Annotated in this window: 14 protein-coding genes and 1 rRNA gene; 13 read left to right on the forward strand and 2 right to left on the reverse strand. The window is 52.4% G+C overall.

Annotation, left to right across the window (positions count from 1 at the left end):
• The first annotated feature begins 2 nt into the window (after nucleotides 1-2).
• From prmA to UR504_RS10380, 6 genes are all read left to right on the forward strand, one after another.
• Nucleotides 3-884, forward strand: coding sequence for a 50S ribosomal protein L11 methyltransferase (gene prmA / locus UR504_RS10355; protein WP_008502859.1), 882 nt, complete (start codon nucleotides 3-5; stop codon nucleotides 882-884).
• 128 nt (nucleotides 885-1,012) lie between these two features.
• Nucleotides 1,013-1,753 carry a carbonic anhydrase gene (locus tag UR504_RS10360; RefSeq protein ID WP_136195210.1) on the forward strand — a complete coding sequence of 247 codons (741 nt, stop codon included), beginning with the start codon at nucleotides 1,013-1,015 and terminating at the stop codon, nucleotides 1,751-1,753.
• A 330-nt stretch (nucleotides 1,754-2,083) separates the two neighbouring features.
• Nucleotides 2,084-3,049, forward strand: a complete 966-nt coding sequence (gene dusB, locus UR504_RS10365; protein WP_115876376.1) for a tRNA dihydrouridine synthase DusB — start codon at nucleotides 2,084-2,086, stop codon at nucleotides 3,047-3,049.
• 23 nt (nucleotides 3,050-3,072) lie between these two features.
• The gene (gene fis / locus UR504_RS10370) at nucleotides 3,073-3,369 is read left to right on the forward strand and encodes a DNA-binding transcriptional regulator Fis (protein ID WP_000462905.1); all 297 of its coding nucleotides are present in this window, start codon (nucleotides 3,073-3,075) and stop codon (nucleotides 3,367-3,369) included.
• Between the two features lie 178 nt (nucleotides 3,370-3,547).
• Nucleotides 3,548-3,712: a DUF2556 family protein gene (locus tag UR504_RS10375; protein WP_008502862.1), complete on the forward strand. Its 165-nt coding sequence runs from the start codon at nucleotides 3,548-3,550 to the stop codon at nucleotides 3,710-3,712.
• Nucleotides 3,713-3,850: 138 nt separating this feature from the next.
• Nucleotides 3,851-5,929: a putative bifunctional diguanylate cyclase/phosphodiesterase gene (locus UR504_RS10380; protein ID WP_115876377.1), complete on the forward strand. Its 2,079-nt coding sequence runs from the start codon at nucleotides 3,851-3,853 to the stop codon at nucleotides 5,927-5,929.
• On the opposite strand, the gene envR is transcribed toward UR504_RS10380, so the two are convergent.
• On the reverse strand, nucleotides 5,848-6,564 hold the full coding sequence (gene envR, locus UR504_RS10385) for an acrEF/envCD operon transcriptional regulator (protein WP_302236978.1): 717 nt from the start codon (nucleotides 6,562-6,564) through the stop codon (nucleotides 5,848-5,850). The two genes, UR504_RS10380 and envR, sit on opposite strands and share 82 nt — an antisense overlap.
• Nucleotides 6,565-6,949: 385 nt before the next feature.
• On the opposite strand from envR, the gene UR504_RS10390 reads away from it, so the two are divergent.
• The 7 genes from UR504_RS10390 (at nucleotide 6,950) to UR504_RS10420 (ending at nucleotide 16,363) form a co-directional block, all read left to right on the forward strand.
• Nucleotides 6,950-8,086, forward strand: a complete 1,137-nt coding sequence (locus tag UR504_RS10390) for an efflux RND transporter periplasmic adaptor subunit (RefSeq protein WP_147301719.1) — start codon at nucleotides 6,950-6,952, stop codon at nucleotides 8,084-8,086.
• 11 nt (nucleotides 8,087-8,097) lie between these two features.
• Nucleotides 8,098-11,211 (forward strand): efflux RND transporter permease subunit, encoded by a 3,114-nt coding sequence (locus UR504_RS10395; protein WP_302236981.1) that lies wholly within the window; start codon nucleotides 8,098-8,100, stop codon nucleotides 11,209-11,211.
• A 304-nt stretch (nucleotides 11,212-11,515) separates the two neighbouring features.
• On the forward strand, nucleotides 11,516-11,737 hold the full coding sequence (locus UR504_RS10400; RefSeq protein WP_008502867.1) for a lipoprotein: 222 nt from the start codon (nucleotides 11,516-11,518) through the stop codon (nucleotides 11,735-11,737).
• Nucleotides 11,738-12,210: 473 nt separating this feature from the next.
• Entirely contained in the window at nucleotides 12,211-13,236 is a 1,026-nt protein-coding gene (locus tag UR504_RS10405) for an amino acid ABC transporter substrate-binding protein (protein WP_024906309.1), read from the forward strand.
• 66 nt (nucleotides 13,237-13,302) lie between these two features.
• A complete protein-coding gene (locus UR504_RS10410; protein ID WP_111965007.1) occupies nucleotides 13,303-14,484 on the forward strand; it encodes an amino acid ABC transporter permease in 1,182 nt (393 codons plus the stop codon).
• A 9-nt stretch (nucleotides 14,485-14,493) separates the two neighbouring features.
• The gene (locus UR504_RS10415) at nucleotides 14,494-15,597 is read left to right on the forward strand and encodes an amino acid ABC transporter permease (protein WP_302236984.1); all 1,104 of its coding nucleotides are present in this window, start codon (nucleotides 14,494-14,496) and stop codon (nucleotides 15,595-15,597) included.
• Nucleotides 15,598-15,604: 7 nt separating this feature from the next.
• A complete protein-coding gene (locus UR504_RS10420) occupies nucleotides 15,605-16,363 on the forward strand; it encodes an amino acid ABC transporter ATP-binding protein (RefSeq protein ID WP_014171880.1) in 759 nt (252 codons plus the stop codon).
• 106 nt (nucleotides 16,364-16,469) lie between these two features.
• On the opposite strand, the gene rrf is transcribed toward UR504_RS10420, so the two are convergent.
• A 5S ribosomal RNA gene (gene rrf / locus UR504_RS10425) occupies nucleotides 16,470-16,582 on the reverse strand; the annotation flags it as partial.

Below are 16,582 nucleotides of genomic sequence, written 5' to 3' on the forward strand. Positions count from 1 at the left end.
CCATGCCGTGGATCCAACTAAAACTGAACACAACCGGCGCTAACGCCGAGGAACTGAGCGATGCGCTGATGGAGGCCGGTTCGGTCTCTATCACCTTCCAGGACACGCATGACACGCCGGTCTTTGAGCCGTTGCCGGGCGAAACCCGCCTGTGGGGTGATACCGACGTTATTGGCCTGTTTGATGCCGAAACCGACATGAAAGAGGTTGTCGCGATTCTGGAGAATCATCCTCTGCTGGGTGCGGGTTTTGCCCATAAAATCGAACAGCTGGAAGATAAAGACTGGGAACGCGAGTGGATGGATAACTTCCACCCGATGCAGTTCGGCAAACGCCTGTGGATCTGCCCGAGCTGGCGCGAGGTTCCTGATGAAAACGCGGTTAACGTCATGCTCGATCCGGGCCTGGCGTTTGGTACCGGCACTCACCCAACCACGTCCCTGTGCCTGCAGTGGCTGGATGGTCTGGATCTGGACGGTAAGACAGTGATCGACTTCGGCTGTGGATCCGGCATCCTCGCGATTGCTGCCCTGAAGCTGGGCGCGGCAAAAGCTATCGGGATCGATATCGATCCGCAGGCGATTCAGGCCAGCCGTGACAACGCCGAGCGTAATGGCGTTTCCGATCGACTGGAGCTGTATTTGCCGGATGCGCAGCCAGAAGCGATGAAAGCCGACGTGGTGGTCGCAAACATTCTGGCGGGCCCACTGCGCGAGCTGGCCCCGCTAATCAGCGTGCTGCCCGTTGAGGGCGGTCTGCTGGGGCTTTCCGGTATCCTGGCAAGCCAGGCCGACAGCGTATGTGAAGCCTACGCCGATCTCTTTGCCCTCGATCCGGTCGTGGAAAAAGAAGAGTGGTGCCGCATCACCGGCCGTAAAAAATAAGAATCTGGCGTGGTCATCTGACCACGCCTCTCTCCCTTTGATAATCCTCTCTCCCCCGGTCATTCTTCGGTAAAATAACCCCACAAATCACATTGGTTTGTATTACAAAAATTCACCGGAAGAATATGATGAAACACATTACAGGCAAGGCAGCGCTGCTGGCTCTGAGCATGATCTCGGCTTCAGCATTTGCATCACACTGGAACTACGAAGGGGAAGGTTCACCGGAACACTGGGGCGAGCTGGACGAGGCCTACAAGACCTGTCAAAGCGGAATGAACCAGTCTCCGATTAATATTGATTCCACCGCTAACGCCCATCTTTCCCCGCTGCAAACCCACTACGTTGATGGCCCTGTTACACTGACAAACAATGGCCATACCATTCAGGCTGGTGAACAGGCTGACACCCGCGATACCCTTACTCTTGATAAGCAAACCTGGACGTTACAACAGTTCCATTTTCACGCGCCGAGCGAAAATACCGTGCATGGCAAAAGGTACGCGATGGAAATGCATCTGGTTCATAAAAATGCCGGCGGGGAACTGACGGTGGTGGCGGTCATGTTTGATAAAGGGGCCACAAACCCGGAGCTTGAAAAACTGTGGCGCGTTATGCCTCAGCAGGCCGAGCAGAACGTCTCCATCAAACAGGATCTCAACCTGAACAAACTGCTGCCGAAAGATAAAACGTACTGGCGCTTTAGCGGTTCACTGACCACCCCGCCGTGTTCAGAAGGCGTCACCTGGATTGTGCTTAAGCAACCCTTGACGGTTTCTGCAGAACAACTTGCCAGATTCACCGGGACAATGCATCACGATAATAACCGTCCGGTACAGTCTCTGCATGGGCGTGTTGTGGTCGAATAACGCCCATCCAGAGGCTAAAGATCATGTTCTAAAATGCGACGCAGATCGCAAAGAAGACGGGAAATCTGCTGCTAAAAACAGCAGATTATCCCGCTCAGGTAAGCCCTTTATTCAGAAATGATGAGAAGTTACGGGAAATTGTAAGCGCCCATAAAATAGCCATTACCGCATAACACAATGATTTAAATAGTGAATAATTCTTAACGGAAAGATTGAGCGGCGATTCCTTGATCTACAACAGTGGATTGTTCAAAGTTTGGCCTTTCATCTCGTGCAAAAAATGCGTAATATACGCCGCCTTGCAGTCACAGTATGGTCATTTCTTAACTCATGCGCATCGGACACCACCAGCTTAGAAATCGCCTGATCGCAGCCCCAATGGCAGGTATTACAGACCGGCCGTTCAGGACGCTGTGCTATGAGATGGGAGCCGGTTTAACCGTATCCGAGATGATGTCGTCTAACCCGCAGGTTTGGGAAAGCGATAAATCCCGCCTTCGGATGGTGCACGTTGATGAACCAGGTATTCGCACCGTGCAAATTGCCGGAAGCGTGCCTGAAGAGATGGCAGATGCCGCGCGAATTAACGTGGAAAGTGGTGCCCAAATTATTGATATCAATATGGGGTGCCCGGCCAAAAAGGTGAATCGCAAGCTTGCAGGTTCAGCCCTTCTGCAATACCCCGACCAGGTGAAAGCTATCCTGACGGCGGTTGTCAGCGCGGTGGACGTTCCTGTTACGTTGAAGATTCGCACGGGTTGGTCGCCGGAACACCGTAACTGTGTAGAGATTGCCCAACTGGCCGAAGACTGTGGCATTCAGGCCCTGACCATTCATGGACGCACTCGCGCCTGTTTGTTCAACGGCGAAGCTGAATACGACAGCATTCGGGCAGTTAAGCAGATAGTTTCCATTCCGATTATCGCGAATGGCGACATAACTGACCCGCTTAAAGCCAGGGCTGTACTCGACTATACGGGAGCTGATGCTCTGATGATAGGACGTGCAGCTCAGGGAAGACCCTGGATCTTCCGGGAAATCCAGCATTATCTGGACACTGGGGAGCTGCTTGCCCCGCTGCCTCTGGCAGAGGTTAAGCGCTTGCTTTGTTCGCATGTTCGGGAACTGCATGACCACTACGGTCATGCAAAAGGGTACCGAATTGCGCGTAAACACGTCTCCTGGTATCTCCAGGAGCACGCTCCAGATGACCAGTTTCGGCGCACATTCAACGCCATAGAGGATGCCAGCGTACAGCTGGAGGCGTTGGAGGCATACTTCGAAAATCTTGCGTAATGAAATAAAGAGCTGACAGAACTATGTTCGAACAACGCGTAAATTCTGACGTACTGACCGTTTCTACCGTTAACTCTCAGGACCAGGTAACTCAAAAACCCCTGCGTGACTCGGTTAAACAGGCACTGAAGAACTATTTTGCTCAACTGAATGGTCAGGATGTTAATGACCTGTATGAGCTGGTACTGGCTGAAGTTGAACAGCCACTGTTGGACATGGTGATGCAATACACCCGCGGTAACCAAACCCGCGCTGCGCTGATGATGGGTATCAACCGTGGTACTCTGCGTAAGAAACTGAAAAAATACGGCATGAACTGATACTAATCAGTTGAATGCTTGTTTAAAAAGGCGCTCTTCGGCATGGGGAAGCGCCTTTTTTATTCCCCTGCTTCAGTCCGTCAACGCTTTGTAAACCTTCACTTATCCCGCTTTAAAACCGCAGATTTTGGTGTATATTTCCCCCACCTTACTGGCGCTCTTCTCGCGGAATGACACAATGATTCGTAAATACTGGTGGCTGGTTGTCTTTGCAATCTCCGTTCTCATTTTCGATGCACTCCTGATGCAGTGGATTGAACTGATGAGCACCGAAACCGATAAGTGTCGCAATATGAACTCCGTGAATCCCCTTAAACTCGTGAACTGCTCAGAGCTCGACTAAGCGTCCGATTGCGCAAATCACCTGTTATTACCCACTAAAAACGGGGATTTAAATCCCTTTGAGCCATTACCTGACGGTGATAATGTCTCGCCCTTCTCAACCGCTCTAGCGTAACCCCACACTCGAGTAGAACCGTCCATGCTGGTCAGCCAATACAACCATATCCTTGTCGTCCTCTCCTTTGTTGTTGCCATCCTTGCTGCGTATACCGCATTGAATATGGCTGCACGCGTTGCCGGAAGCGAGGGCGTCGCTGCCCGCGTCTGGCTGGCTGGCGGCGGTATTGCTATGGGTATTGGCGTGTGGGCCATGCATTTTATCGGCATGCTGGCGATGGACCTCTCCATGAGCATGAGCTACAACGCCACCCTGACGGTGTTATCTATGGTCATCGCCGTGGGGTCGTCGCTATTTGCGCTATGGCTCGTTAGCTGCGAGCAATTACGCCTGCGCCGACTGCTGCCCGGAGCGTTGGTGATGGGAAGCGGTATAGTTGCAATGCATTACACCGGTATGGCGGCGCTGGAAGTGATGCCCGGGATTATCTGGGACAAGGTCTGGGTGGCCATTTCGGTCGCGATTGCGCTTGCCGCTTCACTCGCGGCGTTATGGCTGACCTTCCGCCTGCGCCACGAAGCCGCGCAGGTCGTGCTGATGCGCATGGGTGCCGCCATCACGATGGGAATTGCCATTGCCGGTATGCACTATGCCGGGATGAAAGCGGCGCAGTTTCCGATGTCCACAATGGTTCACCATGATGGTATCAACGGGAGCTGGCTGGCGGTGCTGGTCAGCGTCGTCGCGCTCTCTATTCTTGGGATCACCCTGCTGGTCTCGATGCTGGATGCCCGCCTTCAGGCTCGTACCGCCCTTTTGGCCTCGTCGCTTGCAGAAGCTAACCGGGAACTCGCTCAACTGGCTCTACACGATACCCTCACGCGTCTGCCCAACCGTATCCTGCTGGAAGACAGACTCGATCAGGCCATCAGCAAAGCCGATCGTGAAAGAACCCATTTTGCCCTGATGTTCATGGATCTTGACGGCTTTAAAGCCATCAATGATGCCTACGGCCATGATGTCGGTGACAGGCTGCTGGTCGCCGTTACACAGCGTCTGCTGCTTCTTCTGAAAGGCCAGTTCACCCTTGCACGTATTGGCGGTGATGAGTTTGTTCTGCTGGCAGAGGGAGAAGGTCCGGACGACGCGGCGTCGCTGGCGAATTCGCTGGTACGCGCGATCGATAGTCCATTCAATCTCAGTCCCTATGAACTGGTGGTTACCCTCAGCATTGGTATTGCGCTGTACCCTCACGACGGCAAAACCGAGCGTGAGCTGATGTTTAACGCCGACGCGGCGATGTATCACACGAAGCATATGGGCCGTAACGGTTACCATTTTTTCCAGCCCTCCATGAACACCCTGGCGCAGACCCATCTCCAGTTAATGAACGATTTGTGGATGGCAATCGAGCGCAATGAGCTGCGCCTGCTTTATCAGCCAAAATTCAACGCCCCCGCGGGTCCTGTCCTCGGATTCGAGGCGTTATTACGCTGGCAGCATCCTAAGCAGGGGTTACTGACCCCTGACCTTTTCCTGCCGCTGGCGGAAAAAACGGGGCTGATCATCCCCATAGGCAACTGGGTGATTAATGAAGCCTGTCGCCAGCTGCGGGAATGGCATCTGCAGGGGCATCAAAGCTGGTCAATGGCGGTAAACCTGTCGACACTGCAGTTTGAACAACCTTCGCTGGTTAAAACGGTTCTCGACTGCCTGGCACTTCACCAGGTGCCACCGGAATTGTTGATCCTCGAAGTGACGGAAACCACGGCGATGAGCAACCCGGATGAGAGCGTACGAGTGCTGACAGAGCTGACGGATGCGGGGGTGAAAGCCTCCATTGATGATTTTGGCACCGGATATTCAAGCCTGCTGTACCTCAAACGCTTACCGGCCTGCGAACTAAAAATCGACAGGGCGTTTGTACAAGAGCTTAGCGGGGAGAGTGAGGATGCGACTATTGTCTCAGCGATTGTAGCCCTTGCAAAAACACTTAACCTGAAAGTCGTGGCTGAAGGTGTAGAAACCGAAGCGCAGCAGGCCTTTTTGACCGAGCTAGGCTGTAACACCCTTCAGGGTTATCTGTTAGGTAAACCCGTCAGCGCGGAAACCATCGAAGCACTTTGTGCCCGAGGGGAAATGTTACCTGCCGCTGAGTAGTAAACACCATCAGGCGACACGCGAATGACAGGAAGTGTCGCCAGAATGCTATCAACCAGGGCGGGGGCCTGCTGATAAAGATTAAAACTGTCGGTATTCATTAGCCAGTTTTTAATTATTCCGCTAAAAAACCCGTGGAATACAATCAAGGTGAGATCAACATTCACCTTTGGCGAAATGATATTCCGCGAAATACAGGTCTCCAGCGTGGCACGGAGCGTATCATCATTAAATCCAATACGTTTCCTGATTTCATGCTCTGAAATCATATCACCGCTAAATTCACACTTATGATACAGAATTTGTAAAAGCGCACATTGCCGGGGTTCATGGGCAATATACTGCAGCGCAGTAATAAATTGCTCACGAAGTCTTAACAAGGGATCGTCACTATCGGAAAGGGGAAGCCTGTCGCGGATAATGTCGCGAAGGGATAATTGCTGTTCCCAGATGGCATTAAATATTTCAGATTTACTGGTGAAGTGCCAGTAGATAGCGCCGCGCGTCACCTTAGCAGCATCAGCGATATCCGTCAGCGTCGTGCTGGCTACGCCACGCGTCGCAAACTGTCCGATAGCCGCCTCAATCAGTTTCTGCCGGGTTTGTTGAGCTTCTTCTTTCTTTTTACGCGCCATAGGCAACTACTCGTGACTCAGAAGGTTTAAAGGTAACATTGCGTTCATGCAAATGTAAGTATTCACTAAAATCCTTTTTAATTTTGCACAAAAAAAGTCACCTCTATTAATTTATAATTAATACAAATACATTAAATCAATTAAATTGGCGGCATGAATAACAAGAAGCATTAAACTCACTTACCTGATTAATATACATGAAGTATACCCCTGAATGGACATGGTCTGATTCTGATTTTTTCTGCAAGCATGGTCATTCGCACTTATAAATTAAAAAAGATTAAATACCCTCATTATTATACGCAGCTACATTTTATTTTTTATCCCTCTGCCCCGCTACCGATTCGCGGCATATATCGGTTTATGGGTATTTAAAGGAACAGTAATGACGAATCATTTCAGACGCTTGCCCTTATCCGGTTTCATTGTCTGCGCGGTACTGCTCACTGGATGCGATGGTCAGGAAAATCAACAACACCTGCAGGCACCTCAGGTCAGCGTGCATATTGTGCAAAGCGCGCCTCTGGCTGTCACCACTGAACTCCCGGGAAGAACAGATGCGTTCCGCGTTGCAGAGGTTCGTCCGCAGGTTAGCGGTATCATCCTGCGCCGCAACTTCACGGAAGGTAGCGATGTAAAAGCCGGGGATTCGCTTTATCAGATTGATCCTGCAACCTATCAGGCGGCATACGATAACGCGAAAGGCGAGCTGGCGAAGGCCCAGGCGGCGGCCAACATTGCGCACCTGACGGTGAAACGTTATCTCCCGCTGGTCGGCACACAGTATGTCAGCAAGCAAGAGTATGACCAGGCCGTCGCCACGGCCCAGCAGGCAGATGCCAGCGTCGTCGCCGCCAAAGCTGGCGTTGAAAGCGCGCGTATCAACCTTGCCTACACCAAAGTAACCTCTCCGGTTGATGGTCGTATCGGAAAATCCAGCGTGACGGAAGGGGCGCTGGTGACGAACGGACAAACCGCTGCGCTGGCAACGGTCCAGCAGCTCGATCCTATTTATGTCGATGTCACCCAGTCCAGCAATGATTTTATGCGCCTTAAACAAACGAGCCTGCAAAAAGGCGATAACGCCAGCAGCGTTGAGCTACTGATGGAGAACGGACAGCCCTATCCGCTGAAAGGCAGATTGCAGTTCTCTGACGTCACGGTGGACGAAAGTACCGGCTCGATTACCCTGCGCGCCATTTTCCCGAACCCTCAACATCTGCTGTTACCCGGCATGTTCGTTCGCGCCCGCATTGATGAAGGTACGCAGCCGGATGCGATTCTGGTTCCCCAGCAAGGCGTGACCCGCACGCCGCGAGGCGAAGCCACCGTGATGGTGGTGAACGATAAAAACCAGGTTGAGTCTCGCACCATCGTTGCGCCTCAGGCGATTGGGGACCGCTGGCTGGTAACCGAAGGGCTGAAAAACGGAGACCGCGTGATCGTCAGCGGGCTACAGAAAGTCAGACCGGGGGTAACCGTCGTCGCCACGCCGGATACCACAACGACTCCAGCCGGTTAAGGGACGACGACATGGCTAATTTCTTTATTCAGAGACCGGTTTTCGCCTGGGTACTTGCTATCATTTTGATGATTGCTGGCGGGCTGGCCATTCTCAAACTCCCCGTCGCACAGTACCCAACCATTGCACCTCCCGCCGTGGCGATATCCGCGACCTACCCTGGAGCTGACGCTCAAACGGTACAGGATACCGTGACTCAGGTTATCGAACAGAACATGAACGGTATCGATAACCTGATGTATATGTCATCCACCAGCGATTCAGCGGGCAACGTCACCATCACTCTGACCTTCGAGTCAGGAACCGATCCGGATATCGCTCAGGTACAAGTGCAAAACAAGCTGCAGCTCGCCATGCCGCTGCTGCCGCAAGAGGTGCAGCAGCAAGGGATCGGCGTGGAGAAATCCAGCAGCAGCTTCCTGCTGGTCGCCGGTTTTGTTTCTGACAACAAAAATCTCACGCAGAACGACATCTCTGATTACGTCGCCTCAAACGTCAAAGATGCCATCAGCCGAACGTCTGGCGTTGGCGACGTGCAGCTGTTTGGTGCTCAGTATGCGATGCGCATCTGGCTCGACAGCAACGCGATGAACAAATACCAGCTGACGCCGCTGGATATTATCAACCAGTTGAAAACGCAGAACGACCAGATAGCGGCAGGCCAGCTGGGCGGAACGCCGTCCATTCCCGGTCAGCAGCTGAATGCCTCGATCATCGCGCAAACTCGCCTGAAATCACCGGGGGAATTTGGCCGCGTGACGCTCAAGGTGAATCAGGACGGCTCGATGGTTCATCTGAAGGATGTGGCTCGCATTGAGCTCGGTGGCGAAAACTACAACATGGTCACTAAAATCAACGGGCAGGCGGCAACCGGTCTCGGGATCAAGCTGGCAACCGGAGCAAATGCGCTGGACACTGCGGCTGCCATTAAGAGCAAGCTGACGCAACTGCAGCAGTTCTTCCCACAGGGTCTGAAAGTTGTCTATCCCTATGACACCACGCCTTTTGTAAAAATCTCTATCCACGAAGTGGTGAAGACCCTGTTTGAAGCAATCATTCTCGTCTTCCTGGTCATGTACCTCTTCCTGCAAAACCTGCGGGCAACGCTCATCCCGACTATCGCGGTGCCGGTCGTTCTGCTGGGTACCTTCGCGGTTCTGGCGGCATTTGGTTTCTCCATCAATACTCTGACGATGTTCGGCATGGTGCTGGCGATAGGTCTGCTGGTCGATGACGCTATCGTGGTCGTTGAGAACGTTGAACGCGTCATGGTCGAGGATAACCTGCCGCCCAAAGAGGCCACGCAGAAGTCGATGGAGCAGATCCAGGGTGCGCTGGTGGGGATCGCCATGGTGCTCTCGGCGGTCTTTATTCCAATGGCCTTTTTTGGCGGCTCGACTGGAGCAATATATCGCCAGTTCTCACTGACTATCGTGTCCGCTATGGCGCTGTCCGTACTGGTTGCGTTAATCCTGACGCCCGCACTCTGCGCAACGTTGCTTAAGCCCGTATCCGACGACCATCGTGAGAAAAAAGGTGGCTTTTTCAGCTGGTTTAATGCGCTCTTTGATAAAAGCGTGGAGCACTACAGCAACAGCGTGAGCGGTATTTTGCGCAAGACAGGGCGCTATCTGGTGGTGTACGTCATCATCGTCGGTGGGATGGCGGTGCTCTTCCTGCGCTTACCTACCTCCTTTCTGCCCGAAGAGGATCAGGGGGTGTTCATGACGATGGTTCAACTCCCGGCAGGTGCAACTCAGACGCGTACTCAACAGGTGCTCGACCAGGTACAGGACTATTACCTGAACAAAGAGAAGGCGAACGTCCAATCCGTCTTTACCGTAAATGGCTTTAGCTTTAGCGGCCAGGGTCAGAACGCCGGCATTGCCTTCGTCAGCCTGAAGCCCTGGGAGGAACGCCCGGGACAGAAAAACGGCGTTGAGGCGATTGTCGGTCGCGCGACTAAAGCCTTCAGTCAGATTAAAGATGGCCTCGTGTTCCCGTTTAACCTGCCTGCAATTATCGAACTGGGTACCGCTACGGGCTTCGATTTTGAATTGATCGATCAGGCTAACCTAGGGCATACCCAGCTGACTCAGGCGCGTAACCAACTGCTTAACATGGTGAAAGAGCACTCTGATCTGCTGGTTAGCGTGCGTCCTAACGGTCTTGAAGATACGCCCCAGTTCAAGCTGGATGTCGACCAGGAGAAAGCACAGGCGCTGGGCGTCAGTCTTTCTGACGTCAACCAGACGATTTCAACGGCCTTAGGTGGCACCTATGTGAACGACTTTATCGATCATGGGCGCGTGAAAAAAGTCTACGTACAGGCCGACGCAAAATTCCGTATGTTGCCAGGGGATATTAACAACCTTTACGTGCGCAGCGCGAATGGAGAAATGGTCCCTTTCTCAGCCTTTAGCAACGCTCGCTGGGTCTATGGTTCACCCCGACTGGAGCGCTATAACGGGATGCCCTCTATGGAGATCCTCGGTGAGTCAGCCCCGGGTAAAAGTACCGGTGAGGCTATGATTATGATGGAAAGCCTCGCGGCAAAACTGCCTTCCGGTATCGGATATGACTGGACGGGGATGTCTTATCAGGAGCGGCTTTCGGGTAACCAGGCACCTGCCCTGTACGCCATTTCACTGATCGTGGTGTTCCTGTGTCTGGCAGCGCTGTATGAAAGCTGGTCCATTCCGTTCTCCGTTATGCTGGTTGTGCCGCTGGGGGTCATTGGGGCGCTTCTCGCAGCGTCGCTGCGTGGATTAAACAATGACGTCTATTTCCAGGTCGGCCTGCTGACGACGATTGGTTTATCGGCGAAAAACGCCATTTTGATCGTCGAATTTGCTAAGGACCTGATGGAGAAAGAAGGTAAAGGCATCATTGAAGCCACACTGGAGGCGTCAAGGATGCGCCTTCGACCGATCCTGATGACTTCCCTGGCTTTTATCCTTGGCGTCATGCCGCTGGTGATCAGCTCCGGGGCCGGGAGCGGCGCGCAAAACGCCGTCGGTACGGGCGTGATGGGGGGGATGCTTTCCGCAACGCTTCTGGCGATTTTCTTCGTGCCCGTCTTCTTTGTGGTTGTCCGTCGACGCTTTACCCGTCATAAAGATTAACATGTCCCTAAAAAGGCACCTCGGGTGCCTTTTTTATTTTTAAGATAAACAATGAATTAGGCATTAAGCAAAAGTCATGTTAAAAATACGATGATTTGCATTAAGTAAAAACACTCTATTATCCCTTCATAATGTCTCCATTAATTCGTCCTAAAACCGACTTTTCTCCACGATTTTTACAAACTACATAATTTGAGATTATTCCTCGTGTAACGTGGACTTACCCCGGTGGTAAAATAACCTCCAGTTCGTTAATTGCCCTCCTGGCTTTATAGCGGACGAGAAATAATACTGAGGTAACATCATGAAAAGATTCATTTCCGTTGCACTCCTCGCTGCGCTGCTTGCTGGTTGCGCGCACGACTCTCCATGTGTACCGGTTTACGATGACCAGGGCCGACTGGTTCATACCAATACCTGTATGAAAGGCACCACCCAGGATAACTGGGAAACTGCGGGTGCTATCGCCGGCGGTGCTGCCGCAGTGGCGGGTTTGACGCTGGGTATTGTCGCCCTGACGAAGTAACTGCTGTTAAGAAAGCGCGGCTCTGACCGCGCTTTTGCTTTTAATCAGTGCACTATTTTCAAATAAGTAAAAAAATAGCCCCGTATTTATTCGCGCTGTTCATTTCAGGCTGAAGCCAGTCACATCTTTTTCGTATACTCATTTAAATTACCGGTTCTATTGTGATGATTTTCACACATTAATATTATTGAATATCCTGCCAATATTCACGCTAGAAACTATCTCGTCTTTTTCCTGACGCGACTCAAAACTTTTGCTCCAATTTGTGGCGCAGGTTGTAATTTCGCACCGTTTCAGGGCGCTCGTTTTATTTAAGCCTGTCTACACTCAGCATTAAGCGTTCACTCATCTCTAATTTTGTCGGACGCAAAACTGGCATTACGTTTGCTTTATAAACGTTGGCCAAAGCCACAGACAGGTAAAGCGTTTAAAAACGCCTCTATAACGATAAATTTCGCCACACAGGATGCATTATGAAAAAGACGATGATAGCCAGCCTGGCCGCTGCAGGCATGTTGTTTGCCGTAGCCGGTCAAGCCCATGCGGGAACGACACTGGATGCCGTTAAAAAGAAAGGTTTTGTTCAATGCGGTATCAGTGACGGTTTGCCTGGCTTCTCTTATGCCGATGCGAACGGCAAATTTACCGGTATTGATGTGGATGTCTGCCGTGGCGTTGCAGCCGCCGTTTTTGGTGATGACAGCAAAGTAAAATACACCCCGCTGACGGCGAAAGAACGCTTTACGGCACTGCAGTCCGGCGAGGTCGACATGCTCTCCCGTAATACCACCTGGACGTCATCCCGTGATGCAGGCATGGGGATGTCATTTACGGGCGTGACCTATTATGACGGCATCGGCTTCCTGACCCACAACAAAGCCGGCCTGAAAAGCGCTAAGGAGCTGGATGGGGCCACCGTTTGTATCCAGGCGGGCACCGATACCGAGCTGAACGTCGCCGATTATTTCAAAGCAAATAACATGAAATATACGCCAGTGACATTCGACCGCTCGGATGAATCGGCTAAAGCGCTGGAATCCGGCCGTTGCGACACGCTGGCCTCTGACCAGTCACAGCTGTATGCCTTACGCATTAAGCTGAGCAACCCGGCTGAATGGATTGTTCTGCCTGAAGTGATCTCCAAAGAACCTCTCGGACCGGTGGTACGTCGTGGCGATGAAGACTGGTTCTCCATTGTTCGCTGGACGCTGTTTGCCATGCTGAACGCAGAAGAGATGGGGATCAACTCGAAAAACGTGGATGAGAAAGCGGCTAAGCCATCCAACCCGGATATGGCACACCTGCTGGGTACAGAAGGTGATTTCGGCAAGGATCTGAAGCTGGATAACAAGTGGGCCTACAACATCATCAAACAGGTGGGCAACTACTCTGAGATCTTTGAACGCAACGTGGGATCGGAAAGCCCGCTGAAGATCAAACGCGGCCAGAACAATCTCTGGAACAACGGCGGTATTCAGTACGCACCACCAGTACGTTAAGTCATAGCTGTAACGGGCACTGCTCCAGCAGTGCCCACTCCAGAGTCATGGTTACTGAGGTTTCTTATGTCCCATCGCCGCTCAGCCGTAAAAGGATCGCTATCCTTTTCTCATCCCGCGGTCCGCGCCTGGCTATTCCAGATTATTGCTATTGTTGCGGTTGTTCTCATCGCCGTGTATCTCATCCATAACACCATCACCAACCTGAATAATCGCGGCATTACCTCCGGTTTCGCGTTTTTAGATCGCAGCGCGGGGTTTGGCATTGTTCAGCATCTTATTGATTACCAGGAAGGTGACACGTATGGACGCGTGTTCGTGGTCGGTTTACTGAATACGCTGCTGGTATCGGCGCTTTGTATCGTCTTCGCCTCGATACTGGGCTTCTTTATTGGCCTGGCGCGTCTTTCTGAAAACTGGCTCCTGCGGAAGCTGTCGACTGTTTATATTGAAACGTTCCGCAATATCCCCCCGCTCCTGCAGATCTTCTTTTGGTATTTTGCCGTATTGCGTAACCTACCCGGCCCCCGTCAGGCCGTCGACGCGTTTGAGCTTTTTTTCCTGAGCAACCGTGGGTTGTCTATCCCTTCTCCGCTGCCGGGTGAAGGTCTGTACGCTTTTATCGGCGCGATTGTGATAGCGTTTGCTCTGTCTGCCGGGGTATTCCGTTTTAACCGCAAGCATCAGATCAAAACCGGTCAGCTTCGCAGAACCTGGCCCACGGCAGTTATCCTGCTCGTTAGCCTGCCGCTGGTGGCACACTGGCTGTTTGGGGCCGCGTTGCACTGGGATGTTCCACACCTACGAGGCTTTAACTTCCAGGGTGGAATGGTGTTAATTCCCGAGCTGGCAGCTCTAACATTGGCGCTGTCGATTTATACGTCCGCGTTTATTGCCGAGATTATTCGTGCCGGGATCCAGGCCGTACCTTACGGACAGCACGAGGCGGCACGCTCGCTGGGATTACCCCATACCGTGACGCTTCGCCAGGTCATTATCCCGCAGGCTTTACGGGTCATCATTCCGCCTCTGACCAGCCAATATCTCAACATCGTTAAAAACTCGTCGCTGGCCGCCGCTATTGGTTATCCGGATATGGTGTCACTCTTCGCCGGAACCGTGCTTAACCAGACCGGACAAGCCATTGAAACCATCGCCATCACGATGTCTGTCTATCTCATCATCAGCCTGGTGATTTCATTGCTGATGAACCTCTATAACCGTCGTATAGCACTGGTCGAGCGCTAAGGATTTATGATGACAAAAGCGATACTGTCGCACTCCTCGCGCCCTGCCAACTCGACAGGTGGACGTTTCATTCTCTGGGCGCGCAAGAACCTGTTCTCCAGCTGGAGTAACAGCCTGCTGACGATTGTCTGCCTGTGGCTCATGTGGGAATTGATTCCTCCTCTGCTGAACTGGGCGTTTTTACAGGCCAACTGGGTCGGTTCAACTCGAGCAGACTGTACAAAAGCCGGCGCCTGCTGGGTGTTTATCCATGAACGCTTCGGTCAGTTCATGTATGGGCTGTATCCCCACGAACAGCGCTGGCGGATTAATCTGGCGCTGATTATCGGCCTGCTCTCTGTCGCAGTCATGTTCTGGAACAAGCTGCCTCACCGTGGACGCTATATTGCCGTCTGGGCGGTGGTTTATCCGATTATTGTCTGGGTGCTGTTGTATGGCGGTTTCCTTGGGCTGGAACGCGTTGAAACACGCCAGTGGGGCGGGCTGATGCTGACGCTGATTATCGCTTCTGTGGGGATAGCCGGTGCGCTACCGTGGGGGATTTTACTGGCCCTGGGACGGCGTTCAAAAATGCCGATTGTACGCGTGCTCTCCGTTATCTTCATTGAGTTCTGGCGCGGCGTCCCGCTTATTACCGTTCTCTTTATGTCGTCGGTAATGCTGCCGCTATTCATGGCAGAAGGTACAACAATCGACAAACTGATCCGTGCCCTGGTCGGGGTAATTCTCTTCCAGTCCGCCTATGTCGCTGAAGTTGTACGTGGTGGTCTGCAGGCGTTGCCTAAAGGGCAGTACGAAGCGGCGGAATCACTGGCTCTCGGTTACTGGAAAACGCAGGGACTGGTCATTCTTCCACAAGCACTCAAGCTGGTTATTCCGGGTCTGGTCAACACGATCATTGCCCTCTTCAAGGATACCAGCCTGGTGATCATCATCGGATTGTTCGATCTCTTTAGCAGCGTGCAGCAGGCAACCGTTGACCCTGTCTGGCTGGGTATGTCCACCGAAGGATATGTCTTTGCTGCCCTGATCTACTGGATCTTTTGTTTTAGCATGTCGCGCTACAGCCAGCATCTGGAAAAGCGCTTTAACACCGGGCGTACACCGCACTGAGGAAATTATGAGCCAAATAACTATGACACCCGCCGACGCGATGATTACGCTGGAAAATGTGAATAAATGGTACGGACAGTTTCATGTCCTGAAGGACATTAATCTTAAGGTAAAGCAGGGAGAACGCATCGTCCTTTGCGGCCCTTCTGGCTCCGGGAAATCCACAACCATTCGCTGTATTAATCATCTTGAAGAACATCAGCAAGGACGCATTGTGGTTGATGGTATCGAGCTGAATGAAGATATCCGCAATATCGAACGCGTGCGTCAGGAAGTGGGTATGGTCTTTCAGCACTTTAATCTGTTTCCGCACCTGACCGTTCTGCAGAACTGTACGCTTGCACCGATTTGGGTACGGAAGATGCCGAAAAAGGAAGCCGAGGCGTTGGCAATGCACTACCTGGAGCGAGTGCGCATCGCAGAGCATGCCAATAAGTTCCCTGGCCAGATATCGGGTGGCCAGCAGCAGCGTGTGGCTATCGCCCGTTCTCTGTGTATGAAACCGAAAATTATGCTGTTTGATGAACCGACATCTGCCCTCGATCCGGAAATGGTGAAAGAGGTTCTGGACACCATGATTGGGCTGGCACAATCCGGCATGACCATGCTGTGTGTGACTCACGAGATGGGATTTGCGCGAACCGTCGCCGATCGGGTGATCTTTATGGACCGTGGGGAGATTGTTGAGCAGGCGCCACCGGATGAGTTCTTTGCGCATCCGAAGTCAGAGCGTACGCGAGCATTCCTGTCGCAGGTGATTCACTAATCAGCAGTTTCTGCCCGGTAGCGCTGCGCTTACCGGGCTTACGGCTTTCACGAGAATCATAACGCAAAAAGGCCATCCTTTCGGATGGCCTTCTCACTTATTTGATGTCTGGCAGTTCCCTACTCTCACATGGGGAGACCCCACACTACCATCGGCGCTACGGCGTTTCACTTCTGAGTTCGGCATGGGGTCAGGTGGGACCACCGCGCTAAAGCCGCC

It is taken from the genome of Enterobacter sp. 241F3, from assembly GCF_034106785.1.
Taxonomy (GTDB): Bacteria; Pseudomonadota; Gammaproteobacteria; order Enterobacterales; family Enterobacteriaceae; genus Enterobacter; species Enterobacter vonholyi.

Bases quoted from the DNA above. Each gene is read 5' to 3' on its own strand.
- UR504_RS10415 (WP_302236984.1), top strand. From the start codon at position 14,494: ATGACAAAAGCGATACTGTCGCACTCCTCGCGCCCTGCCAACTCGACA.
- UR504_RS10375 (WP_008502862.1), top strand. From the start codon at position 3,548: ATGATTCGTAAATACTGGTGGCTGGTTGTCTTTGCAATCTCCGTTCTC.
- UR504_RS10380 (WP_115876377.1), top strand. From the start codon at position 3,851: ATGCTGGTCAGCCAATACAACCATATCCTTGTCGTCCTCTCCTTTGTT.
- UR504_RS10420 (WP_014171880.1), top strand. From the start codon at position 15,605: ATGAGCCAAATAACTATGACACCCGCCGACGCGATGATTACGCTGGAA.
- UR504_RS10395 (WP_302236981.1), top strand. From the start codon at position 8,098: ATGGCTAATTTCTTTATTCAGAGACCGGTTTTCGCCTGGGTACTTGCT.
- prmA (WP_008502859.1), top strand. From the start codon at position 3: ATGCCGTGGATCCAACTAAAACTGAACACAACCGGCGCTAACGCCGAG.
- envR (WP_302236978.1), bottom strand. From the start codon at position 6,564: ATGGCGCGTAAAAAGAAAGAAGAAGCTCAACAAACCCGGCAGAAACTG.
- fis (WP_000462905.1), top strand. From the start codon at position 3,073: ATGTTCGAACAACGCGTAAATTCTGACGTACTGACCGTTTCTACCGTT.
- UR504_RS10390 (WP_147301719.1), top strand. From the start codon at position 6,950: ATGACGAATCATTTCAGACGCTTGCCCTTATCCGGTTTCATTGTCTGC.
- dusB (WP_115876376.1), top strand. From the start codon at position 2,084: ATGCGCATCGGACACCACCAGCTTAGAAATCGCCTGATCGCAGCCCCA.
- UR504_RS10405 (WP_024906309.1), top strand. From the start codon at position 12,211: ATGAAAAAGACGATGATAGCCAGCCTGGCCGCTGCAGGCATGTTGTTT.
- UR504_RS10360 (WP_136195210.1), top strand. From the start codon at position 1,013: ATGAAACACATTACAGGCAAGGCAGCGCTGCTGGCTCTGAGCATGATC.
- UR504_RS10410 (WP_111965007.1), top strand. From the start codon at position 13,303: ATGTCCCATCGCCGCTCAGCCGTAAAAGGATCGCTATCCTTTTCTCAT.
- UR504_RS10400 (WP_008502867.1), top strand. From the start codon at position 11,516: ATGAAAAGATTCATTTCCGTTGCACTCCTCGCTGCGCTGCTTGCTGGT.